We start from the raw sequence: 20,677 nt of genomic DNA, 5'->3' as shown, positions 1-20,677 counted from the left end.
TGCGTGGCTGAGTTAATAGGGGGTACGGTCGAGATAAGTGTCGAACGCGGCAGCAACAGCGCGAATGACAAACCGGTGCTCCTGCTTGACCCGAATGAATCCCTCTTCAATCTCCACTATCCCGTCTTCGGCAAGCATTCCCAGGCGGTCGGCCGAATCGAGAAGAGGCATCGGATCAAATCCGTGAGCAGCACAGATTGCTGGTACGTCGACCTGCAAATCGCACATCAGACGCTCGATGATTGCGGCGCGGAGGCGATCTTCGGCGGTGAGACAGTAGCCTTTTGAGGTTGCCAGACGGCCAGCCTGAATGTGTTGGTGATAGGAGGCGGTTGCGATCTCGTTCTGGACGTAACCGTCACGCAGACGGCCGATGGCTGACGGACCTAAGCCGATTACGGTTTTGCAGGTATCAGCCGAATAGCCCAGAGAGTTGCGGCGCAGCCGACCAGCTTTCTGGGCCAGCGCGAGCTCGTCATTGGGCAGGGCGAAATGGTCGAGCCCGATCTGGCGGTAGCCGGCCGAGACCAGCGTATCTGCAATAGCCGCGGCTTGCTCAGCGCGGGCGACATTATCCGGCAGCGCCGTCTCATCGATCTGGCGCTGACGCTTCATATAGGAGGGGACGTGAGCATAGCCGAAAACCGCAAGCCGGTCTGGCCGCATGGCCAGAGCTGTCCGCGCGGAGTCCACGCAGGACCGCACCGTCTGATGTGGCAGTCCGAAGAGAAGGTCGAAATTGATGCGGCTTATGCCATGCTGGCGTAGACTTTCGACGACCGAAGCTGTGAGCTCCTCGCTCTGGACTCGGTTGACCGCCCTTTGGACCACGGGGTCGAAGCTTTGCACGCCGATGCTCGCGCGGTTGATCCCCGCCGCTTCCAACGTTTCCACCATCTCGGCCGTGACCCCACGCGGATCGATTTCTATGGCGATGGTAGCTGATTTGCTGAATGCAAAGCAGTGGCGCAGAAGTTCCATCAAGGCCAGAAAATCGCTCGGTGCAATGGTGGTCGGCGTCCCGCCGCCGAAATGCACGTCGCTCACCGGCAGAGCGCGCGGCACTTGCTCTGCGACCAAGCCTATCTCGTCCCGCACTGCTGCCAAGTAATTGCGGACCGGTCGCTCGCCGCGAGTAAGGCTTGTAGGGAAGCCGCAATACCAACATATAGAGCGACAGAACGGAACGTGGATGTAGAGCGATACGGGCTCGTCGGGCGGCAGCCGCCTCAGCCATGTCTCACAAGTTTTGGCACCGACCATCGCGGAGAAATCCGGTACGGTTGGATAGATGGTGTACCAAGGCAGGCGAACATCGCAATACTTGTTTAGAAGGGAGATCTGCAAGACTTCACTTTCCCATGCTCAAACAGCATGAAGCTGACCGATGCCCTCTCTTGTGTCTTTGCGTTATGTCAAACCCGCCTAGTGGTTTCTGAGATCTGGTCCCGTTTTCGATGTTACTGCCAACGCAGCTTAGGGGCAGTGCAGGGAGTGAGAGCCGCTCGTTGGCGATTATCGGGACGTTTAGGTATGAATGTTCTCCTGCGAGCAGGTCAAAGCGGCTAGACGAACCCGACGAGCCTGCGCGAACGATCAATCGCTCATCCGAGGGCACGTCGTCTCGCATTCGCTGACGGCCAGTCATTTTTGCGACGAAAACATGGACCTGTAGGTCTCACCAGGAGCCAGCTGAGCTTGCCGCTGGATCTTCAAACCGCCTTTTTCAAGCAAAAGCCGTTTTGGTTGCTCACAGAGTTTAACGGATGCCTCCCATCAAAGGCCGGCGTGCCACGGAAGTTAAGTTGGTCGCTAGATGAGAGCGCGAGGAGCGCAATAGCAAAACGTGACGCGACGTGCGATTCAAGTCTTTTGGCGCAGCTGACGAAAACAAGTATTGATCCCTAGTATCGAACGCATGAGCCTCAATTCCGCCACGCTGGTTGTCTCATTGCCACAAGCATCATCACGGATGTACTGATGATGTTGGGGCGACCCCAGCGCACTTTCAGCCCCCCGGCGAAGTGCGTCGGGGCGCCTTGCTTCAGCGGCGTCTCGTCGCTGTCTAATGCAGCTCATCAACTCACAACGAATTTGGACGTCTTGCTGATGGCAAAGCGAATCCCGGCCAGATGCATCGGACGAGACACTATCTGCAATAGTTTCTATTCTGCTTCATCAACTGGGTTGTTTTCTTTTTAAAATCGCCTTTGCAGCTATCGATCCCTGCCAGATCGCGCATATCTATTCAGGCAGCGGACGTTGTTGGCCGGGATAATCCCGGCCGTTTGTCAATTTCCTCGCCGGCGTGGCGCAGCGCATGGTAACGACGAAGGTCGCTGGTTCAAATCCTGCCGCCGGCACAATGCCCGCGTAGCGCACTGTAGAGCAGCCCCTTCGTAAGGGGCAGGTCGGGGGATCAACCACTCCCGCGGGCTCCAGTTGCACGCCATTATGGCTCTAGCAGCGGTTGATCACGCCCTGGGTGAGGGTGTAGCCTGAAACTCATGAGAATTTTGAAGAAGATTGGAAACCGCATCCTTTGGCAATTGCCGCCATCGGAGACGATTACGGGATACGAAAACCCGGAACTCGTTGATTTGATCGTTCAAAAGACGAAGCGTCTTTTGGATCAGCCGATCGCGCCATGGCCTGAAATGGCGAATTTCAGATCCGTCCTGGATTTCGGCGGAAGCTGCGGCATCCACTATTTCCGGGCGAAATCAACCTCGCCCGAAGTGCGCTGGGCCGTCGTCGAGACGCCCGCCATGGCTGAGCGCGCCAAACAGTTTGAGAGCGACGGGCTCAAGTTTTTCACCAGCATTGCCGGGGCTCAGAATTGGCTCGGCGAGCCGGATGCGGTGTTCTCGGAGGGCGCGCTCCAATTTACTCAAGATCCGGAAACCCACCTCGCGGATCTCTGCGGACTTGGTGCATCGAGTATGATCTGGCAGCGTGTTTCGCTCTCGCGGAACGGACGGCAGGTGTCACGTCAGTCGAGCCTCCTCTCCGAAAATGGACCTGGGTTTATCGTCTCGCGCAAGCGCGTCGAATACCAAATCATCCGGATACCGGAATCTGTTTTTTTGCAGCCCATCGGGACTACGACCTGCTGTCCGCGCAAGGTTCGCAAGACGATCGTTCTGGCGAGACTTTCGTATTTCGACGAAAGCGCGCGCTAGCTCGCCGAAGCCATCAAGGCTCAAGCGCAGGCCTTCGAGATGGTGAACCAGCGGATCGAGTTCTATCACGAGAGCAATATCGAGAGGCTGAAGGATCTTGTCACGGTCGTCGGTTCGCAGGCCGAAGCGGTGCGAGTCAATACCGGGATCGTCACTGAGCTCGCAACAGCATTCAGTCCGCTCTGCAAACCTGACGGACACGAAGGCCAAGGTCGATCTCTTGTCGGGCAAGATCGAAGGGGTGTTGTCACGGAGGACTCGATGAACCTTCGTTCGATCCTGCGCAAGATGCGCATCCTTTATCCGTTCGACGTCGAAGAGGTCGACCAGGCAGAAGCAGAGAATGCTCTGCGAGACCATGACCCGCGATGAGCCGCAGGTATCCGAGAGGCGCAAGGCAAACTCTTGGAGTCGATAGCGTACTCGCGGTTGTCGAGCGAGACGGCGAGCAATCCGGACATTTTGGCCGGACTGGTCCACGACATGAAGTCGATGAGGGCTGGCGCAGAAAAGGGGACGCATTGAAATGCTGATGTCATGATCCCTCGAAGGGACGTTCGGAACGCTGTTCGTTTTGCTCCTCTTCGCGTGCTTCATGTTTGGCCTCTACATTGCGCGCGAGGTCAGGAAGAACGGCTTTCAGCGCATGCGATTGCAGGCCGCCATTTCGATTTTCGTGTTCGCGAGCGGGGTCTGCATCATCACCGGCCGAGGTGGTGGTGGCTACACACGACACGGATAGAGGGCGAGCCCATCCTTCATCTCGGCGCGATCGTCACGGTTCTCGGCATCATCTGTGTCATCCGCGTGTTCGCCCCCGATGACTGGGGCCGGAATGTCTGGATAGGCTCAGTGCTGTTCGCGATCGCGACGGCGGTCCTGTTTTTCTACATCTGACGGTGGATCGAAGAAGCGAGGCCCGGCAACAGAGGCGAATCCGAACCGGGCCTCGCGACCGCCGATCACCTCGCGGGATAGACCGGCGAGCAGGAAGGATGTCGCATGGCAAGCTGCCTTTGTGCGCGATATGCGCTTTTTGACGCGAGATTACTGCAGACCGTCCCGTCAGCGGGCAGCTTTCCTGCGCAGCGCATGCCTGCGCTGTAGATAACTGCCGGTCCTCCTCGGCGCCGGCAGACCCCGGGGCGATGCGCACGCATCACTCCTCCCTTGGACCTCCACCCCGCAGCCCGAAAGGGTTGCGGGGCTTTTTTTGTGCCCGCGCGCGAGCTGAATGCGAGGCTTGACTAGGTGATGGATTAAAGAGCTACGCTAAGGCGCCCGCTCGTCGGATTTGCTCGGTAGCACAAGCCAGTAGGACCGGCCGTTTGAACGTGGGTCGCTGTTGTCGCTGCTGGAGAAGAAGACATGGCCAGGTTGCAGCGAGTAGCGTCCCAGACCATGCTCGGAAACCAAATAGCCGCGGGCATGAGGCCATGCGAGCGGCTTATCATCCTCATATAGCACAACCGGCGATGACTGCGTGTCGTTGTCATCGTCGGCATAAGCCTCGAATTGCTGGGGGATGGGCGCCGAATAGACAAAGCCATCTGGATAGATCCTATACGGCGTCGGAAGTTTGTAGGCGCCCGGGGACGGCGGCGGTTTCGGCGGTAGATAGTCGCGCTCGCTGTATGTGACCAGCAGTATATTCAAGAGCGCAATGCACAGTGCGGATACGATCGGCCAGAATGGCACCGTCCTTTGCTTGGCAGTTTGACCGGCCGCTTCTTCTTCAAACCTATTTGCGAGCGTCGATAGAAACTCTCTTGCGGCCGGGTCGCAACCAGTAGCCATTTCCCGAGCCTGCAATGCTAGCTTTAAAAGATTATACGCCATGAACTGTTCAAAATGTTGTCGCTCGATCTGCAATTGCGAATAGGCGTTTGGTTGCTTCGACACCAGGACGGCCGATTCGCTAATCGTCTTCACGCTTCAGAACGGCAGCTTCCAAAGGAAATAGAGAAGCGCAGCGAAGGCTCCCCAATCAATCTTAGCTTGATAGTCTACCACCTGGCTGTCCGGTGCACGAAGAAACCCCAGCCGGGGCTGGCGCGGCTAGGGCTTCGGATGCGTGCCCGTGTTGAGGCGGACACCGCCGGAGCCTAGCCGCCCTCAAACGGTGCTTTTCGGCGGAAGGATTCGCTCTATAACGAAAAACTGCGCAAGAGGCGTCAAGCACGCTCGATGCCTACATCGATGTTACCTCGGTTCTGGAACACGAGGTCCACCGGCTCGATTTGGAGGGCGAGAAGTTTCCGGGCGAGGGCGTCGACGCCCGCCAACTCTAGCGAGGCGCAGCCGTGCGACCTCCACAGATCATCAGCCGGGGTCCTGATCCGTTTATGGATCATTTGCTCGGCTTGTCGGACGGCTAGCCATCGTACTTGACCTCGTGGATCCAATCCTTGCCGGCTGGCACAACCTTCCTGGCTTCCGGCTTGCAGAACTCGAATTGTTTAGCCATGCCAGAGATTTATGCGCGGTCAGGCTAAAAGCGAGTCCGCTCCGTTGAGAATCCGGACGTAGGTTCCGCTCTCATGCATGAAGAGGATTTTGCGCTCGACCAGCAGATCCAGGCCGGCCCGATATTCGGCGGGGCTGCCCTTGTCGCGGAACAGGAAGGGATAGTTGATCTTCTCGATGTGCAGTCGCCCATCCTGGACCGGCTGCACCTCTCGGCAGATCTCGAGTAGCCGGCGCGCTGCGGCTTCCGGCTTCGCATACGGCCGATCCGCGGTCATCTTCATGCGCCGATCCCCGGTGCGCGGTGCGGATGTGGTCGGTGACCGTGGTGTTGGTGATCTCGGCGCCGCAGAAGCAGTGCGAACGGCCATCCCGGGTCTGCGCCGGCATCCGGCAATGCTCACCCCACATCCGGTATTTCCACGCCGTGGCATCGCGATCGTCGCGCCAAGCGTCGTAATTTGCCTCGGTCAGAGTCGGCTCGAGCTCCTTCCACGGTCGCTCGAAAGCGGCGCGGGCGGCCTCAAACGAGGCGGCCGTGCCGTTCCTGTGTGTCTTGACCGCTGTGCCTGGATGGAAACCCCAGCTTCGTGGCCGAGGGGCTCATTGCCGCGCCTTCGCATCCATGTCATCTCGAATTGCCTGCGACTTTCTGGCGCTCAGCACATCATCTTTCCCTGACATTCTCCATGAGAACGTAACCGACACACGCGCGGGAAATGAGATTGCGCGGCGTTGCAGTTCTACATTGAAGTAGATCTTCCAGCCCCTTACCACTCTTGAGGAAGTCGAATGCGCCCCTGGCGCGATCCGCAGGCTAGCGAGAGCTTGGCCGATCGTCTCCCACTAGTGTCCTGAACCAGAAGTTCGCAATATCGCGTTGTGTTCTGCCGGAACATTGTGTCGGCAGAAGCGCTCGATGGAAGCAAGGATGTCATCGGCGGATTTAGTCCATCGGAACGGTTTGGGATCGACCGTTGTGCCGCTCGATGAACGAGGTGATGTCAGCCCTAAGGGCTGCGACGCTGCGATAGACGCCGCGCCTGATCTTCTTATCGGTAAGGAGCGCGAAGAAGCGCTCGACCTGATTGAGCCATGACGCACTGGTCGGGGTCAGGTGCACATGCCAACGCGGCCTTTTGGTCAGCCATTTCCGGATCAGCGGGGTCTTGTGGGTGGCGTAGTTATCCATGACGAGATGGACGTCAAGTTCGCGCGGCACGGCGGCCTCGATCTCGTCGAGGAACTTGCGGAACTCGGCGGCACGGTGGCGTCCATAGCACTTGCCGATGACCCGTCCGGTCGCAATGTCGAGGGCGGCGAACAGCGATGTGGTGCCGTGCCTTTTGTAGTCATGGCTCCTTCGAGCCGGCTGGCCGGGACGCATCGGCAACATCGGCTGACTGCGATCCAGCGCCTGGATTTGAGACTTCTCGTCCACACACAGAACGATGGCGTGCGCCGGCGGCGAGACGTAAAGGCCCACGACACCGCGTACTTTGGCCACGAAGTTCGGATCGGTCGAGAGCTTGAACGTCTCCAGCCGGTGCGGCGGAGCCCGAAGGCCCTCCAGATACGTTGCACCGTCGACACTGACAGGCCGCTGGCCTACGCCATGCCGCGGGAGCTCCAATGGGTGGCATTCTCGGGGCAGTTCTCCAGCGTCCTGACGATCACCGCTTCAATGCGGGCATCGTCAATCGTGCGCGGTGCCCCCGGAGCGCGGCTTTCGTGCAGCCCGTCCACGCGCCGCTCCACAAAGCGGCGCCGCCACTTGCCCACCGTCTGCCGGTCCAGGCCCAGCTTGGCCGCCACTTCCGTGTTCTGACCTCCCTCTGCGCAGGTCAGCACAATCCGGGCTCTCAAAGCCAGCGCCTGCGCCGTCTTCCGCCGCGTTGTCAGCGACTCCAGCTCGGCACGCTCCTCATCGCTCAATGTCAGGGGGGCAAGTTGCTGGACCGCCATCAGATGCTCCGTCGCTGTTTGCCTCCCTCTTGGCACAGCGATGCGAATCTACTGCGAATCTACGATTGCGAACTTGTGACTCGGGACACTAGGTGCTCTTCTTCCTGCAGTTACTGCGCGCTAGATTAAAGTGCCGCGCAAGCCATAGACGAGATGAGGTACGCCTCATCCGCGCGCGCCGACAACATTGACCCTCACGCCAAATGGGAAGCGCAAACGGATGTGACTAGGCAAGGACCGCTCGGCTCATGACGATCAGCTGGGATGCACGAGGTGATCCGCCCCATCGTCGCTCGACCCTACAGCTTTTGTGGTCGCGTTGGCGGCTTTCAGAGTTAGGCAAGGCGCGCGGACCAGACTTAAGCTGCGGCCTCCATCATGTTGCACCCCGATCTGACTATGCTGGAACTCCTGCCAATCCCGCGAAGGATGGGAGTTGAGACTTTCAAGCGAGAACCAACTGGATGCCGGCAACGAGCAGAACCGCCACGAGGATAAATCTGATGCCTGCCGGGTTCAGGCAGTTCAGGCTGACTACCGTTCCAGCGACCGCACCCGCCAGCGCGGAGATAGCGTAAAGAGCCAAATCCGGAGAGGGAAATTGGCCGCTGAAAAGAGCTCCAACGAAGCCGACTGTGGAATTTGCCAGAATAAAAGGGGGCGATATCGCGACGGTCTGCTTCGGTGATGCCAAATTCAGTGTGATGAGCGTCGGCGCGAGGAACACTCCGCCGCCCACGCCGGTCAGACCGGAAACCAGGCCAAGAGCCGCGCCAATGCTCACGCTCGCCGTGAGCGGAGTTTCGCAAACACGATCGGCAGCGCGTCCCCGCTGCATAATCATCACTGCGCTCGCCAGAAGAAGAACGAGCCCGGTGAGCGTCTTGTACATGTGGTCCTCGAGCACAATCAAGCCACCGGCAAGCGACGCTGGCATCGACGAAAAGAGAAGCGGGCGCAGGATTGCCCAGTCAACGACCTTGTTGCGGTTGAAGAGCCACGTAGAATAAGCCGCGACGACAATGTTGAGACCAAGCGCCGTCGGGCGCATCTCTGTCGATGACATACCAAAAAATGCCATTAGCGAGAGGAATGCAGTGCCACCAGCCTGGCCAACGCTCGCATACAGCAGTGAGATGATCGCGAAGAGCAGAGAAGCCATGCTTCACCGATCTTGGCGGCGATCTTCGCCGTTTTCCACCGAGCCCATCATGATTCGTGCATCAGGTGCGGTCTAATTGTGTTTCTGCTTGGGGACGGATCTAAGCGCTTCGCGGGGATCGCTGGCCGGAGGTGCAGTCAGTTCTTATCGAGTGCCATGTGTGGACCGTCTCATCAATTGCCGAAGTTGGTACTTGACTGGCTGGAATAGGGCTGCGGTTAGGCCGTGAGGAGGCGCCACTCGAGGGGGTCGCCCATGTGAGCTGCATTTCTTGGTGTACTCACCTCGTGCCGCGCCTCGCAATGGTGCTGTCGCCTTTCCTCCGCATGTCAGAAATGCTTCGACGCACCTACCTCGCACCCAACCGTGCGCGTTCGAAGCCCTTTCTGCGACGTTTGATTTTGGTGAAATCAACAGTTGGTATGACACTTGCTAGTCTGGCGCGGGTCCTCTCCCTGCTGGAGAAGCGCATGCAAAGTGTCCTCCGCATCAAGCAGATCGCGCGGCTACGAGTATCTCTCGTTGCGCCTTTGACGTGGCCCGTTTCTGCACGTTCGGCTCGTTTGTGCCAAGCCTGCCGGACGGATTCGGTGAGACGCCGCACAAGGATGCGAGGAGTATGGCTTCTGCCTCGACTGTCCCGTGTTGCTCACCGATCGCGTCACCGGCGCCGTCGCACGGCGGAGGATCGGCGAACGGTTAGCGATGGCAATTCGCAAGATCGGGAAAAGACATGACTCTGTTGTTCTCTTCGTCCCTAAGCAGAGAATGGATGCTGACAGGGCGCTCCTCGGGTCCCGCGCCGGCAAGCCGCTCAAGCTTAGCTGTATCGCGCAGATCAAAGCCCAGGATCTCGTCGTGCTCGGCCTCGAGACAAACCAAAGCGTCGTTCGAACGCGAGTGCGGTTTCTCGCCATGCAAGCTCAACAGAGCCGAGCCTCTAGCCGCTGGAGCTGTGTGGTTCTTGTCGACAGCACAGTCCAGGACCCGCGGACCTTCCATCACTGCCGGCATCATCAAAGGGGACACTGTTGGGTTCGGATCGATGGCACCGTCCTTCAACACGGATGACGGGCAACGATCTCCGATTGGGCCAGTGCGCTATCGGCGAACTGGACCGATCACTTCCGCTCAGCCTCGGAGCAGAGATGATGGCGCTATCTCGGGTGTTTGATGCGATCATGCCGGCGCATTCGGCGGCAGGGCAACGAATGGCGCCCGGCACAGCGCGAGCGCTCAGACTGCACGAATAACTAACCCTCGACTTCAGCTCATGGACTGGAATTTGGCTCCGTCTGAAACAAGCGCAATCGAACACTACGACGGGGAGCTCGATCGTCGTACTGAAGCGCCCATCATGGACCTCTTTAGTTTCACAGAATGCGCGAACCAGACACATTCGCTCAAAGCGCTGTTTGAGCTTCTTGTAGGCTGTGCCACCAAGGAAGGCTTCAGTGAAGTCGCGTACGGCGCTCTCAACTTCATTGAGCCACTTCGGCTGGCGGAGTATCCACCTCCGACTGTGGCTGTGAAGTGGCCGCCAGACTGGTGCGACCGATACTTCAAACGCAAGTACCACACTATCGATCCGGTGGTCCGGCGAACGCCGATGCTTTCGCGCCCTTTTTTGTGGGATCAACTCGCCGACCACTATCAACTTCAACCGGACGAGAGACGCGTACTGGACGAGGCGAGAGAGGCGGGGCTGAAGCACGGCATGAGCGTGCCGTTGTTTGGCCCGTTGGGGCGGATATCTGTGGTGTCGTTTGCATCTGCGTTCGACGATGCTGATCCTCAGGACCGCATCGGCCATCTCAACGCGCTGGCCTGTCTCTTTCACACCGCTTATAGCGAGATCGCTCGTCCGTGCAATGATGATGGTTGCGAAAGAAAAGTGGCATTATCGAAGCGAGAGATCAGTTGCATGCGGTGGGTGGCGGAGGGGAAATCGTCATGGGAAATCGGAATGATCCTGGGAATCAGCGAGAATACAGTCAACTTTCATGTCAAGAATACGATGCGGAAGCTGGGTGCGACCAGCCGAATTCAAGCGGTCGCTATGGCTATTCGCCTCAATGTTCTTTGAATTTTGAGGAACGGGCGCCCACTGCCAAATCGTTGGCTTCCAGCTTCTGGCATGTTGAGCATGGCACCTTCAGCGAGCTCGCAGACACGACGCTCCTCGGGGCAAGTCCGCTATCTCACGCTGCGTGAGGTTGTGGGACTTCATGAGATCGATGAATTTTCGAATCGACTGACCTGGTCCCCCAGTGTGTTGCGGGCATCTCGGCAACACAGCATCCAGCCGGTGGATCCATTGCTCAGACGAGCTCGCACCTGGTGCTTCGGAACTGGGATCTGGGGGTCGGCAGCGAGAGGAGGAGCAGCCAAGGAAAGAACCCCGACCGGTGGTCGGGGTTCCGATTCACGCAACCGCGTGGAGGTCTCTATTTGGCAAAGGGCGAGCCAAACTTGTAATTGAGCCGTGCCGTGATGAGATCGACGTCCTGGTGGGCGCGGTCAGTGCCGAGAAACGCTGGAAAGCTTATGTTGCTGCGCTGCATGAACAAGTGGTTATACTCGACGCCAGCTGACCAGTTCGGCGTGAGGCTGACTTCGGCACCGGCGCCCAGCACGCCACCCCAACGCACATCATTGCTGTTGCCAAGCTCGGTGCGAGAAGCTACCGAGTTGAGGTGATAGGTGTTGCTGGTCACCGCAGCACCACCCTTTCCATAAAGTAGGATGGCATTGAACGCGTAGCCGATATGCCCCGTGAGTAGACCGAACGCATCTGTCGTGGTGCCAACGGTGTTTGCCGGAAAGGCGGTGCTGACATTGGAGCCGCTGAAGTCGGCCCAGTTGCCCTGACCTTCGATGCCGTAGACCATGTTGAAGATGTGCCAACGATAGCCAATCTGGCCGCCAATGGTCCCGCCAGTCGAATTATGGCAGCCCTCGGGAGTGACGCCATTGAAATCCCAGCAATTGTGGCTCGTTCCCCAACCGCCATTGACACCGATATAGTAGCCGGACCAGTCGATAATCGGGGCTGCGACCGGCAGCGGTGGCGCCTTAACCTTGACGGGCTGCCCGGCCAAGTCCGTGCCGAATGCGGGAGCGGCCACACTGAGTGCGCCGAGGCTTGCGGTCAGAATCAGAAAAGTCTTCATTCGAGTTCGTTCCTTTCGATGTCCCCCCGGCGCCGTGCGTTTAACAATATGATCGCGAATTGCTGTAACTGCCGCACAACATGTCTTGGAAAGAAGTGGAGCCAATCGCACGCCGCGTCAGATTGTGGAGCGCGCAACGTGCCATGCACTGGCTCGACCGAAATGCTGGGGCCTGATACTGGCGCGCTTCGCGCAGATGCTTCTTTGAATACGATCCGTTCGTGATGGCCTGTGACGGGACGCAATGCTGCGAGCTGTTTGGCTCCCGCTGTCGCTGACTAGCGACAAGGCCAGGCTGCGCCAACACGTCCCGTGCATGCTCGTTATTCAGAGAGTTCGGCAAATGAAAACCGCTGATCGAGGACGCCTCTCGTGCGCTCAAGCTCATTCTTCCGGCAGGACGGTCGTGCTGCCGCTTGCAATCGTGAGCGATGCGGCGATGATCGATCACAGGCCTGGATCGCTTTGGCTCAGACTAATCACAAGCTTAGCACGATGTTCCTCAACCTCGACCTCGATCGACGGATGTCAAGAAGCCGCTGCGGCTGCGCTTGATGAGGCTCTTGCTTGAAGTTGCGCAAGCTCGTGCCAAGCCAAAGGTCAGGCGATAAACAGGTATGGCCTTTTTCTGGCGCCAGCGAATATTAGCGCGGCTGTCCCGTCTCGTCGCCGACTTGCTCTGGGTTCCAGGTTACTGGTCTGGGGTCACCAGAAGAGCTGCATAGGCCACAGTCGTCGCGAACGTGCTCGTCTTCAGCGGGGCTGAACATGAGTGGAGGAAGGTCAGCTCCACCACGCTCTGCCCCGGTTGTTTTCCCGCCGCGTAAGGTCCCCAAGCGCCTTATTGCTCGGTCGACGGCGCCAGTTCAGCCCGCAAGCTGCGTATCGCCTCGTTTGCCAGATTCAAAGTATTCCGTTCGCCCTTCCTTATCGAAGACTCTAGGAAAGTGCACAACCGGCTATGGAGGATCGTCTTGCGATTATGCGCCAGCAACGGATCCTTCTCAACAAAGCGCCATGCCTTATCAAATGCGACGCTCACGATAGCATCTTGCATCTGCACTTGCTCGGATAACAACTGATCCATCTCAACACTCCACGACGTCCTGATACAAGGAAGTACCTTCGCAAAAGCCAACCGAGAGTCTGTGGTTTGTCCCAGCAAGTAAGACATCAGAGCCGCAGTACGCTCGGACATCGAGCTGCTCTCGATGCTTCAATGAATTTATAGATGTTTGTTGTAGTTCCGATGACCCCGAATGTCGTATTGCCAGGCGCATTCGAATAATTCTGAAACGGTTGAAACGAGCTTGCGTTGTTCGCGCGGATTGTTGCCGCAGTCCTCTTGTTGCTCGGTATCGGTCAATAATCGACGATCGGCACCATGCCAATCACGACTAAATCCGAACATGATGAAAATGGATCGTTCCGCTCGTTTCGCAGTCTCAAGCAAGGAAGCATTTCTGGAAGCGCGAGGCGTTTTCCGGACACTGCTTGTTTGCTTTCTGACATGTGTCCGCGGGCCGTCGTCCTTTGCTCGATCCTGCGCGGCCTCCTGCTCTCGGCGGGCTCCGTTTCGAGCATGGTGGCGAACAGTTGTGATATGGAAAAGCCAGCGGTACCGGCGCGCTTATTGGCCGGTGAGCCCATAGACGTCAAGTCGCCGATCCCTGGTGCGTACGGCCGTAGCAGTCAGCCCAGCGATAGACGTTCGATAACCGCGCCATCAACTGCAGAAAAAGCTAAATGAAATCTCGGTCGGCTGCTGCACGTGACAGAATTAGTTTCGCAATCTTCATTTGGTTGGCGGGAGTTCGCAGCTCTGCCGGCAATGCCGCCACGGCCTGATCGAGAAGGCGTCCCAAAACCTGAAGGTCTTCTGGGTAGTAAACGCCACGGTCTCGCGACAGTTGCCTCGTTTGCTGGTCGCCGGTGCTGCCCCCGGTTCTCGTATCGCCGAGCTGGCCGAGCTCCAGTTCCGCCGTAATCATTTGGTTTGTGAGTGCGTTTAGCAGTCGGATCGCTTCGAGCTCGTTGCCTTCTTCGCGTATGAGGGCGGCCACGATGTCGAGTTGCAGGTCGATGCGATCCTCGAGGTCCTCTGATCGCGGGTCAAGTTCCACGGTGTTGCTCCAAAGTAGTTAAATGCAGGCAGCGGCTGAGTAACGGTTTGTCGTGCTTTCCCGTTCGCGAGACGGCAGGCTGGCGATAGAACGAATGGCTGCTGCGCAAGGCAAAGTGCGCACGCACGGTCGCCGAACGGAGAGGGTGGCAGGCATGTGCCGCGAAAGGACCGCAAAGGTGGAATGGAAGGTATAGAACGCTGCGAACGCGTTGAAGATGCCCCGTCATTTGGTTGGACCGTCGAGCCGGTCCAGTGCGTCGGGCAGTGGCAGTGACTCCAGCCAGCGGGGACACCGCTGATGACGGCAAGTCGAGAAGTGCGGCCCGAACTGCTGCGGGATTGCTTGCCGCCTGACATAGCGATCCAGACGTAACCGGAGGCCTCGACAGGCAGAGCCCCATACAGAGCGCTTGGCGCTGGACGAAGCTGTTGCTGAGGTGCGCCGTTAGCCGGTCCAGACCGGCCTCCTCATCATGCCAGAAAAAAATGCCCCAGCCCATACCAGGCAACCCAGAAATAACTTCCGCCACATACGTCTGCGGTTTCTCTCTGCATCGGTTGCCAGGCGCTGCCTGGCACGGTGAGGGCGCGGATGGGCTCCTGGAAGGTGGGCGCGCTGAGAGACAAGACCGGCAGATCGCGCACGTCCACGCCTCGTTCCGATGGTGATGTAAGGAGTTCTGATAAGGGATAACCGCGCCGGGATATGGTCGAAGAGCGCCGGCGCATAGAATGAGATGGGGTGGCGTCAGTCTGTAGGAAGTCGGTGTGGGGGCCGCCCGCCGACGAAGACTGGGGACGCGAGCAGAGTGAGACTCCACGATCACACGACGTGCAGGGGTGGGCAGTAAGATCGCGAGGCTGGTCTCGTCACACCGATCGACATCAGTGCCTCGTCCTGGCCGGAGGATATGTGGCTTGCGCTTAGCGTGGTCGGATAGCTGACTGCACTGCCTTGTTTGAAGGCCGCGACAGCGACGCATCGTCGATGCTGCCCGCCTGGTCATGGCAAAAAGTCCAGCCCGCACCGGCGTGGAGGGCAGTTCGCCTGCCCGAATTCTATGCAGCGCACGCATTTACCTTGGCCAAGCAGTGTGCGTGAGAGTCGATCTTCTTGCAGGGCCTTAGTATGATTGCAAAGGGGGAGGCGCCAGCGCGATAGATTGCGCGCCAGACGTTGCGATTAGCCATCCAACCGCATTTGCGCCGCACGTGCGTCGATTCCAAAGATTGATGGGTGTCGTTGGCGATGCAGCCACGAGAACCTTCAATTGGCCTGTGACTATGCTGAAAGCAAAAAGGGTCCATTGCTCACACGACATTCGTGAGATGTGCTTTCCGGAAACCGGCGATCGACTTATGGGTATTTGGCCGAAATTGGTAAAATCGAAAGTGTTGATGGGATGCATCCAGTTCGTGGATCGCGCACGAATCTCATCTCTTACATCGAACGCGGGTCAGTTAGTTTTTTTCCTGCCCTCTTGGTGCAGCGATGACCGGCCATGATTGAGAAGACAGAAAGGTCGCAGCAGTGACCGCTGGCAAATACCTGTAAATTGGACTCCAGATGTCACGAAGGTGCCAGAAAAAATCCTCGATCCCCATAAGCCGAAGGCCATGGAGTCTCGTCGGCGACTATCCACCAGCTCCGGCCTCCCGCAGATGCAGGATGACCCTGAGCAATCGCGGGCCTTCATTGAAAAGGCCCGCGAGATCGAAGCGGACGAAGAGCGTTCGGCTGCGGATGAGTTGATAAAGCGGTTCGCAAACACTCCTAATCCAAAGCTCGCCCCCAAATAGGAGCACCTGGCGGTCAGATATCGCCGAGTTTCTCCATAATGGTGTGTACCGGACGACCCTCAACCATGAGCGCCTGTGGCTTCCCGTCTGAGAAGTTGGCAGGCCAATCGAGCGTCAGGCTCCATCTGGTGCGTGGATCTGAGCTTGCACCATGTGAGTGGGTCACGAGAATGCGCAAATGGGGGTCCGGCCGTTACTTTGATGGACGTTGGCGAAGCGCCTCCACACCAAGCATGTGCTCGACCAGAAGCATCGTTAGCCGCTTCAGAGGTCCTGTGCCTGCGAGCCAGATCAGCTCGGCACGGCTGCTATTTGTCTATCATCGGACGTAGCGTCTCGCTCAGGTCGACATCGGGTAACTCTGCGACCGCTGCAACGAATGCGAAAAACGCTCCGAAAGATGCAAGTATAAGAGAGCTTGCGAGTATCGCTGCTCCAACGAGCTGAGTGCGTCTCATCATCCGTGTCACTTTGGATTTGGAGAGACGGCGTTGATGCCAATCAGTTCTGCTCGACAGTTTCAACACGGCCGTCTTGCCAGCGGTAAACCAGAAAACCAGGAGCCGCATTGTCTCCCTTTGTATCGAACCGGACTGGGCCAATCACGGTATCGATCGGCCGTGAACGAAGTGCGTTGGCGACGCGCGCAGCATTGAAAGAGCCGGTCCGGTTCACCGCCTCTGCCCATGCTTGCACGGCTGCATAGGCGTAAAGCGTGTAGCCTTCAGCGGACAGGTTGGAAGCTTTGAGTGCGGCCACCACGCCGGCCGCATTGGCATTCCTGGCGGGGTCCGGCATGAAGGTAAACAACGTGCCATTTCCAGCGCTGCCTGTAATGGCCCAGAATTCAGAGGTCATCAACGGATCGCTCGCCATGACGATGAGTCCCGCTCTTGCTTCTGACGCCTGGCGTACAAATAATCCGATTTCGGTATGATAGCCGCCAATATAGGCGACGCGCACCCGATCCTTCTTCATTCTTGAGACCAGCGCCCTGTAATCCTTTTCACCGGCTACATAGCTTCGCCGAATGACTTGTTCACCGAATCTCTGAAGCTGTGCTTCTACCACGTCGGCGATACCCTTGCCTGCGGTGCTCTTGTCGTCGAGCACTGCGATCTTGTCGTTAGGGTAGTTCCGGTGAATGTACTCAGCGGCAACGGTGCCCTGTTGATCGTCGCGGCCGCAGATCCGAAAGACAGTCTCAAGGCCGCGTTCTGTTAGCTGAGGATTTGACGAGCCTGGTGACACCTGAATGATCCCTGCTTCGGCGTAGATCTCGGAGGCCGGGATCGACGAAGAAGAACAAAAATGGCCAACGACTAGCCGGACCCGCTCTGTTGTGAGCTTATTCGCGACTGCGACAGCTTGCTTCGGGTCGCAAGCGTCGTCGGCGACACTCAATATCACCTTGGTATCGAGAAGTAGGCCAGAAGCGTTCAACGCCTCGATCGCAGCAGCCGCACCATCGCGCATTTGCGCACCGAACGCAGCGCTGCTTCCACTCATTGGGCCAGCCACGGCAATATTGACGTCGGAGCCGCGCGCAACCGAGGCGAGGGCGCAGAAGAGAAGCGCTACACTCGCAGCAGAAGCGCAACGTCCATTTAACATTGTAGAGCCCCAATGCTCGCCTGAAGTGAACCGACAGCAGCTGTGATCAGAGGTGCCTGCACGTCGAGGCTGCCTGCCAAGCGAAGCTTGCGTTATGTCGGCCAGATTGCGACCACGGTAGAACCTACAATTTGACGTTACGTGCGGTTCAAGCCCCTTTTGAAGGGAGCCTCGATCAATGCGTCAGGCAGCGCCGATCGGCGAGGTCATGACGACTGTCCGTTTGAGTCCATAAAACTGTCGGCCCGCATCAGAGTCGCCGATCAACCAAGCGTCATTGTGTTTTCAGATTGCCAGGGCCGATCGGCAATGCCGTGCGGAGCCGGTCATGAGGACGTCAGTACGGCTGATCCTCCAACCCGCCAAGGGCGAGATCGAGATATTGCATGAGGCAGGGATCCCAACCAGCCAGACTACGGGGGGCGCTTAATCGGGCAAGTACCTTCAGGATCATCGAAACGCGTGAATCGGCGCCGGCGATTTCGCTGATCAGCAAGCGTGCTGCAACTGCGACAGCCTTCGCCCGCTCGCCGCAAGGATGCTCGCCCCGATCCATACAATCACGCAGGTCGTCGCGGATCCGCCGCCACCGCTCCTCGCGATCTGCAGCTAACTTGCAGGTGCATCGGGACGTCTGACTACGCGTCTCGACCCGCGACATGGCATTTAGGGTGGCAGGCAGCTCATCCACACTTACCTGGATCTCACTGTCGATGGTCATGTTGCGCAAACGATCTCGCAACAGAGTCGCTCGAGCGACTTGAAGTTCTATCCGCTCTAGATGTTTGCGCAGAAGGTCGGTGAGTGAGGTCGTGCCCTCCATAGCTTTACGGATCTCGACAAGGGAAAAGCCAAGCTCACGTAGCGCCCGAATCTGGTGAACCCGTTGCACGCTTTCGCGGTCGTACATCCGGTGGCCGCCGTCAGTACGCTCTGAAGCTGCTAGGAGCCCGGTGTGTTCATAATGGTGCAGCGTGCGTACCGTTACTCCGGTCGCCTCTGCAAGTTCGCCAATGCGCCATCGACGCCTTCGTGGTGTAGCTTTGCTCATGTTGTTCAATTTCAAAGCCTACAACCTGACGTCACGTGTGATTCAAGCTATTTCAAAGCTCTAGCCGGATCGTCTTCCATTCCAGCGCGAGAGTGGTGACTATCCTCAGAATGGCGGGGGATCAACCCTGAGGAGAAATGGTGATCAACAAGTTCGTCAGGCATGCCAGTTGAGCCTCGCCAGCCGCTGTACGCTCCAGGATGAGTTTGGCGATTGCTGTGCGATTTTCCGGATTTTGCATCGATGGGGGTAGCGCGGTGACCGCACTATCATAAAGGCTTCCCAGGACGGAAAGCTCTTCCGGATCGAACACGCCGCTGCATTGCTCCAACGTTCAGCTCCTTGTTTGTCATTGCGTCATGGCAGCGCACGTCGTCAAGACGTTTGGCTGCGATAAGGCCAAAAGAAGTCAGACCCGCGGCGCGGAGCGACGAAGATGCGATGTACTCCCGGGTGATGCGACAGGGCAACACGCGTGCGCGATGCTTGCTTCGACAGCGCAAGAGATCGTGGTCATGTGCATGATCGATGACCACCACGCTCACTGTGCGTGGTGGTACGACTCCTAAGAAGCCGAAGCATCTCCGCTCATCGGGAGCCACTACTGATTCGGAGAGTTGACGACGACATCCCAGCGCCGATCCTGCTGTATCGAGGCAGGTGCGCCCGGCGGCCTGGTGCAACGTACGTCCCTGTCTCTAAAACCAGGCCAACAGTCCGAGCCGCCGCTCGCACGTGGAGCCTCATGCCAACGTGCGGAAGACCTACACAACGTCGTCGTGATAGCCGTCCGCTGCGGCGATCTTTATAGAGCGACCATGAATTCCAGTGAGGCGAGCCTAAATTTTGTGCGTTGAGACATTCGTTGGGATATGAGGTTCGCAGATCTTGCGAACGTCCTTACGACAACGGCTGGCCTGGCAAGGCGTTGATCGATCCGAGTGATGTCGAGGAGGGGAGCGCACATTCTATCTGTTAGACGGATCGTGCGAAATCTCCGGCAGCATCCGCTCGTTCCGAAGTGCAGATGATGGAGGGCTCTTGTCCAGCTGCCATGCGGGTAGCCTCCTGCAACAATATCTCTCGCATCCACAGGCTTTCCGGGTCGCTATTGTGAAGCACAGGCCATTGGACCGCCTCAGTGAAGGCGGGGAATGGCTGCGGAAGCTCGGCAATCCGAAGAGGCATCGTTCCTTGGAAATGCTTTACGAGCCCTAATGGCATCGTCCCTATGCGGTTCGTGCCTACCAGCAGTGGCGGGATCATGCTGAAGCTCTGCACGAGAATGTCGATGCGCCGATTGAGACCGAGATCGAGTAGAAAGGATTCCTCGACCGGCGTCTTGCGCGAACCTCCGAGCTTAACCGCCACGTGGCCCATCGACATATACCGATCAAATGTAAGCCGCCGTAGTAGTTGGCTGTTCGTGCAGCAACCTACGCAGACGAGTCTCTCCTCGAATAGGGCCGCCCTGGGGTGCGCGCTGGACATGAATAATTCCGGCAAGATAACAAAATCGAGTTCGCCGCGGCGGAGAAGCTCATCGTGCTCATCGGTGAGCGCCACCAGTTCGAAGCTAACGGAGGGCGCTTCTCGCGCGACGCGCTCCACGACATTTCGAAAGAATACGACGGTTATAAAATCAGAAAGGCCGATCCTGAATCGCCGGTTCGATCGAGCTGGGTCGAACACGTCCCGCGCAATAATTGAGAGCTCAATCTGCGTTAGAGCCTCGCGCACTGGAGCTGCGAGTCCTTCCGCGCGTGAGGTCGGGACAAGTTCCCGGCCCCTCATCCCAAACAGCTCATCACGGAAATAGGAGCGCAGCCGGGCAACGGCTGCGCTCATGGCCGGCTGACTGAGGTTAATCTTGCGTGCCGCTGCGCTGAGGTTGCGCTCAGTCATCAGAGCATCCAGAGCGACGAGAAGATTTAGATCCAGGCCTTTGAAACGCATGTCTTCTTATCCGGCACGAACGCAATTGCGACGCATATAACGAGCAGTGACGGCTGCGTCTGGAGAGGTCCTATTGGCTCGCCCGAATGGACATCGTTTCCATCGTGCGATCGCGAAAAGACGCTCGTGCAATGACCGCAACAATGGAGAGCAAGGCGGTAGGCCGACCAGCAGCGGCCGGAA

At 58.1% G+C, this 20,677-nt stretch carries 16 protein-coding genes, 2 tRNA genes and 1 pseudogene; 7 read left to right on the top strand and 12 right to left on the bottom strand.

Annotation, left to right across the window (positions count from 1 at the left end; translation table 11 throughout):
- Window positions 1-12: 12 nt before the first annotated feature.
- The gene (gene hemN, locus MTR72_RS15195; RefSeq protein ID WP_280968987.1) at window positions 13-1,347 is read right to left on the bottom strand and encodes an oxygen-independent coproporphyrinogen III oxidase; all 1,335 of its coding nucleotides are present in this window, start codon (window positions 1,345-1,347) and stop codon (window positions 13-15) included.
- Window positions 1,348-2,302: 955 nt separating this feature from the next.
- Here hemN and MTR72_RS15190 point away from each other — a divergent pair.
- The 5 genes from MTR72_RS15190 to MTR72_RS15170 all read left to right on the top strand — a co-directional run bounded on the left by MTR72_RS15190 (window position 2,303) and on the right by MTR72_RS15170 (window position 3,924).
- Window positions 2,303-2,363, top strand: a tRNA-OTHER gene (locus MTR72_RS15190).
- Window positions 2,364-2,367: 4 nt separating this feature from the next.
- A tRNA-Thr gene (locus MTR72_RS15185) sits at window positions 2,368-2,441 on the top strand.
- A 66-nt stretch (window positions 2,442-2,507) separates the two neighbouring features.
- On the top strand, window positions 2,508-3,182 hold the full coding sequence (locus MTR72_RS15180; RefSeq protein ID WP_280968988.1) for a hypothetical protein: 675 nt from the start codon (window positions 2,508-2,510) through the stop codon (window positions 3,180-3,182).
- A 39-nt stretch (window positions 3,183-3,221) separates the two neighbouring features.
- Window positions 3,222-3,554: a hypothetical protein gene (locus tag MTR72_RS15175; RefSeq protein WP_280968989.1), complete on the top strand. Its 333-nt coding sequence runs from the start codon at window positions 3,222-3,224 to the stop codon at window positions 3,552-3,554.
- A 223-nt stretch (window positions 3,555-3,777) separates the two neighbouring features.
- On the top strand, window positions 3,778-3,924 hold the full coding sequence (locus MTR72_RS15170) for a hypothetical protein (protein ID WP_280971336.1): 147 nt from the start codon (window positions 3,778-3,780) through the stop codon (window positions 3,922-3,924).
- Window positions 3,925-4,454: 530 nt separating this feature from the next.
- Here MTR72_RS15170 and MTR72_RS15165 read toward each other — a convergent pair.
- From MTR72_RS15165 to MTR72_RS15150, 4 genes and pseudogenes are all read right to left on the bottom strand, one after another.
- Window positions 4,455-5,114, bottom strand: coding sequence for a hypothetical protein (locus tag MTR72_RS15165; protein WP_341510457.1), 660 nt, complete (start codon window positions 5,112-5,114; stop codon window positions 4,455-4,457).
- A gap of 554 nt (window positions 5,115-5,668) precedes the next feature.
- The gene (locus MTR72_RS15160; RefSeq protein ID WP_280968991.1) at window positions 5,669-5,932 is read right to left on the bottom strand and encodes a hypothetical protein; all 264 of its coding nucleotides are present in this window, start codon (window positions 5,930-5,932) and stop codon (window positions 5,669-5,671) included.
- Between the two features lie 562 nt (window positions 5,933-6,494).
- Window positions 6,495-7,613, bottom strand: a pseudogene (locus MTR72_RS15155) (IS630 family transposase).
- A 445-nt stretch (window positions 7,614-8,058) separates the two neighbouring features.
- A complete protein-coding gene (locus MTR72_RS15150) occupies window positions 8,059-8,775 on the bottom strand; it encodes a sulfite exporter TauE/SafE family protein (RefSeq protein ID WP_280968992.1) in 717 nt (238 codons plus the stop codon).
- Window positions 8,776-10,132: 1,357 nt separating this feature from the next.
- Between MTR72_RS15150 and MTR72_RS15145 the strand changes: the two genes are divergently transcribed.
- The gene (locus MTR72_RS15145) at window positions 10,133-10,861 is read left to right on the top strand and encodes a helix-turn-helix transcriptional regulator (protein ID WP_280970893.1); all 729 of its coding nucleotides are present in this window, start codon (window positions 10,133-10,135) and stop codon (window positions 10,859-10,861) included.
- Between the two features lie 361 nt (window positions 10,862-11,222).
- On the opposite strand, the gene MTR72_RS15140 is transcribed toward MTR72_RS15145, so the two are convergent.
- From MTR72_RS15140 to MTR72_RS15130, 3 genes are all read right to left on the bottom strand, one after another.
- Window positions 11,223-11,948 (bottom strand): outer membrane protein, encoded by a 726-nt coding sequence (locus MTR72_RS15140; protein ID WP_280968993.1) that lies wholly within the window; start codon window positions 11,946-11,948, stop codon window positions 11,223-11,225.
- 841 nt (window positions 11,949-12,789) lie between these two features.
- Complete coding sequence (locus MTR72_RS15135) at window positions 12,790-13,035, bottom strand: hypothetical protein (protein WP_280968994.1); 246 nt, start codon at window positions 13,033-13,035, stop codon at window positions 12,790-12,792.
- Between the two features lie 655 nt (window positions 13,036-13,690).
- A complete protein-coding gene (locus MTR72_RS15130) occupies window positions 13,691-14,071 on the bottom strand; it encodes a NolY (RefSeq protein ID WP_280968995.1) in 381 nt (126 codons plus the stop codon).
- Window positions 14,072-15,651: 1,580 nt separating this feature from the next.
- Between MTR72_RS15130 and MTR72_RS15125 the strand changes: the two genes are divergently transcribed.
- Window positions 15,652-15,873: a hypothetical protein gene (locus tag MTR72_RS15125; RefSeq protein WP_280968996.1), complete on the top strand. Its 222-nt coding sequence runs from the start codon at window positions 15,652-15,654 to the stop codon at window positions 15,871-15,873.
- A 501-nt stretch (window positions 15,874-16,374) separates the two neighbouring features.
- Here MTR72_RS15125 and MTR72_RS15120 read toward each other — a convergent pair.
- From MTR72_RS15120 to nodD2, 4 genes are all read right to left on the bottom strand, one after another.
- Window positions 16,375-17,487 carry a branched-chain amino acid ABC transporter substrate-binding protein gene (locus MTR72_RS15120; protein ID WP_280968997.1) on the bottom strand — a complete coding sequence of 371 codons (1,113 nt, stop codon included), beginning with the start codon at window positions 17,485-17,487 and terminating at the stop codon, window positions 16,375-16,377.
- 337 nt (window positions 17,488-17,824) lie between these two features.
- Window positions 17,825-18,538, bottom strand: a complete 714-nt coding sequence (locus MTR72_RS15115) for a MerR family transcriptional regulator (RefSeq protein WP_280968998.1) — start codon at window positions 18,536-18,538, stop codon at window positions 17,825-17,827.
- A 121-nt stretch (window positions 18,539-18,659) separates the two neighbouring features.
- Window positions 18,660-18,869 (bottom strand): hypothetical protein, encoded by a 210-nt coding sequence (locus MTR72_RS15110; RefSeq protein ID WP_280968999.1) that lies wholly within the window; start codon window positions 18,867-18,869, stop codon window positions 18,660-18,662.
- Between the two features lie 644 nt (window positions 18,870-19,513).
- The gene (gene nodD2, locus MTR72_RS15105) at window positions 19,514-20,494 is read right to left on the bottom strand and encodes a transcriptional regulator NodD2 (protein WP_280969000.1); all 981 of its coding nucleotides are present in this window, start codon (window positions 20,492-20,494) and stop codon (window positions 19,514-19,516) included.
- Between the last annotated feature and the right edge of the window lie 183 nt (window positions 20,495-20,677).

It is taken from the genome of Bradyrhizobium sp. ISRA442, assembly GCF_038085055.1.
Classification (GTDB): Bacteria; Pseudomonadota; Alphaproteobacteria; order Rhizobiales; family Xanthobacteraceae; genus Bradyrhizobium.
This window is presented reverse-complemented; position numbering and strand designations above follow the sequence as displayed.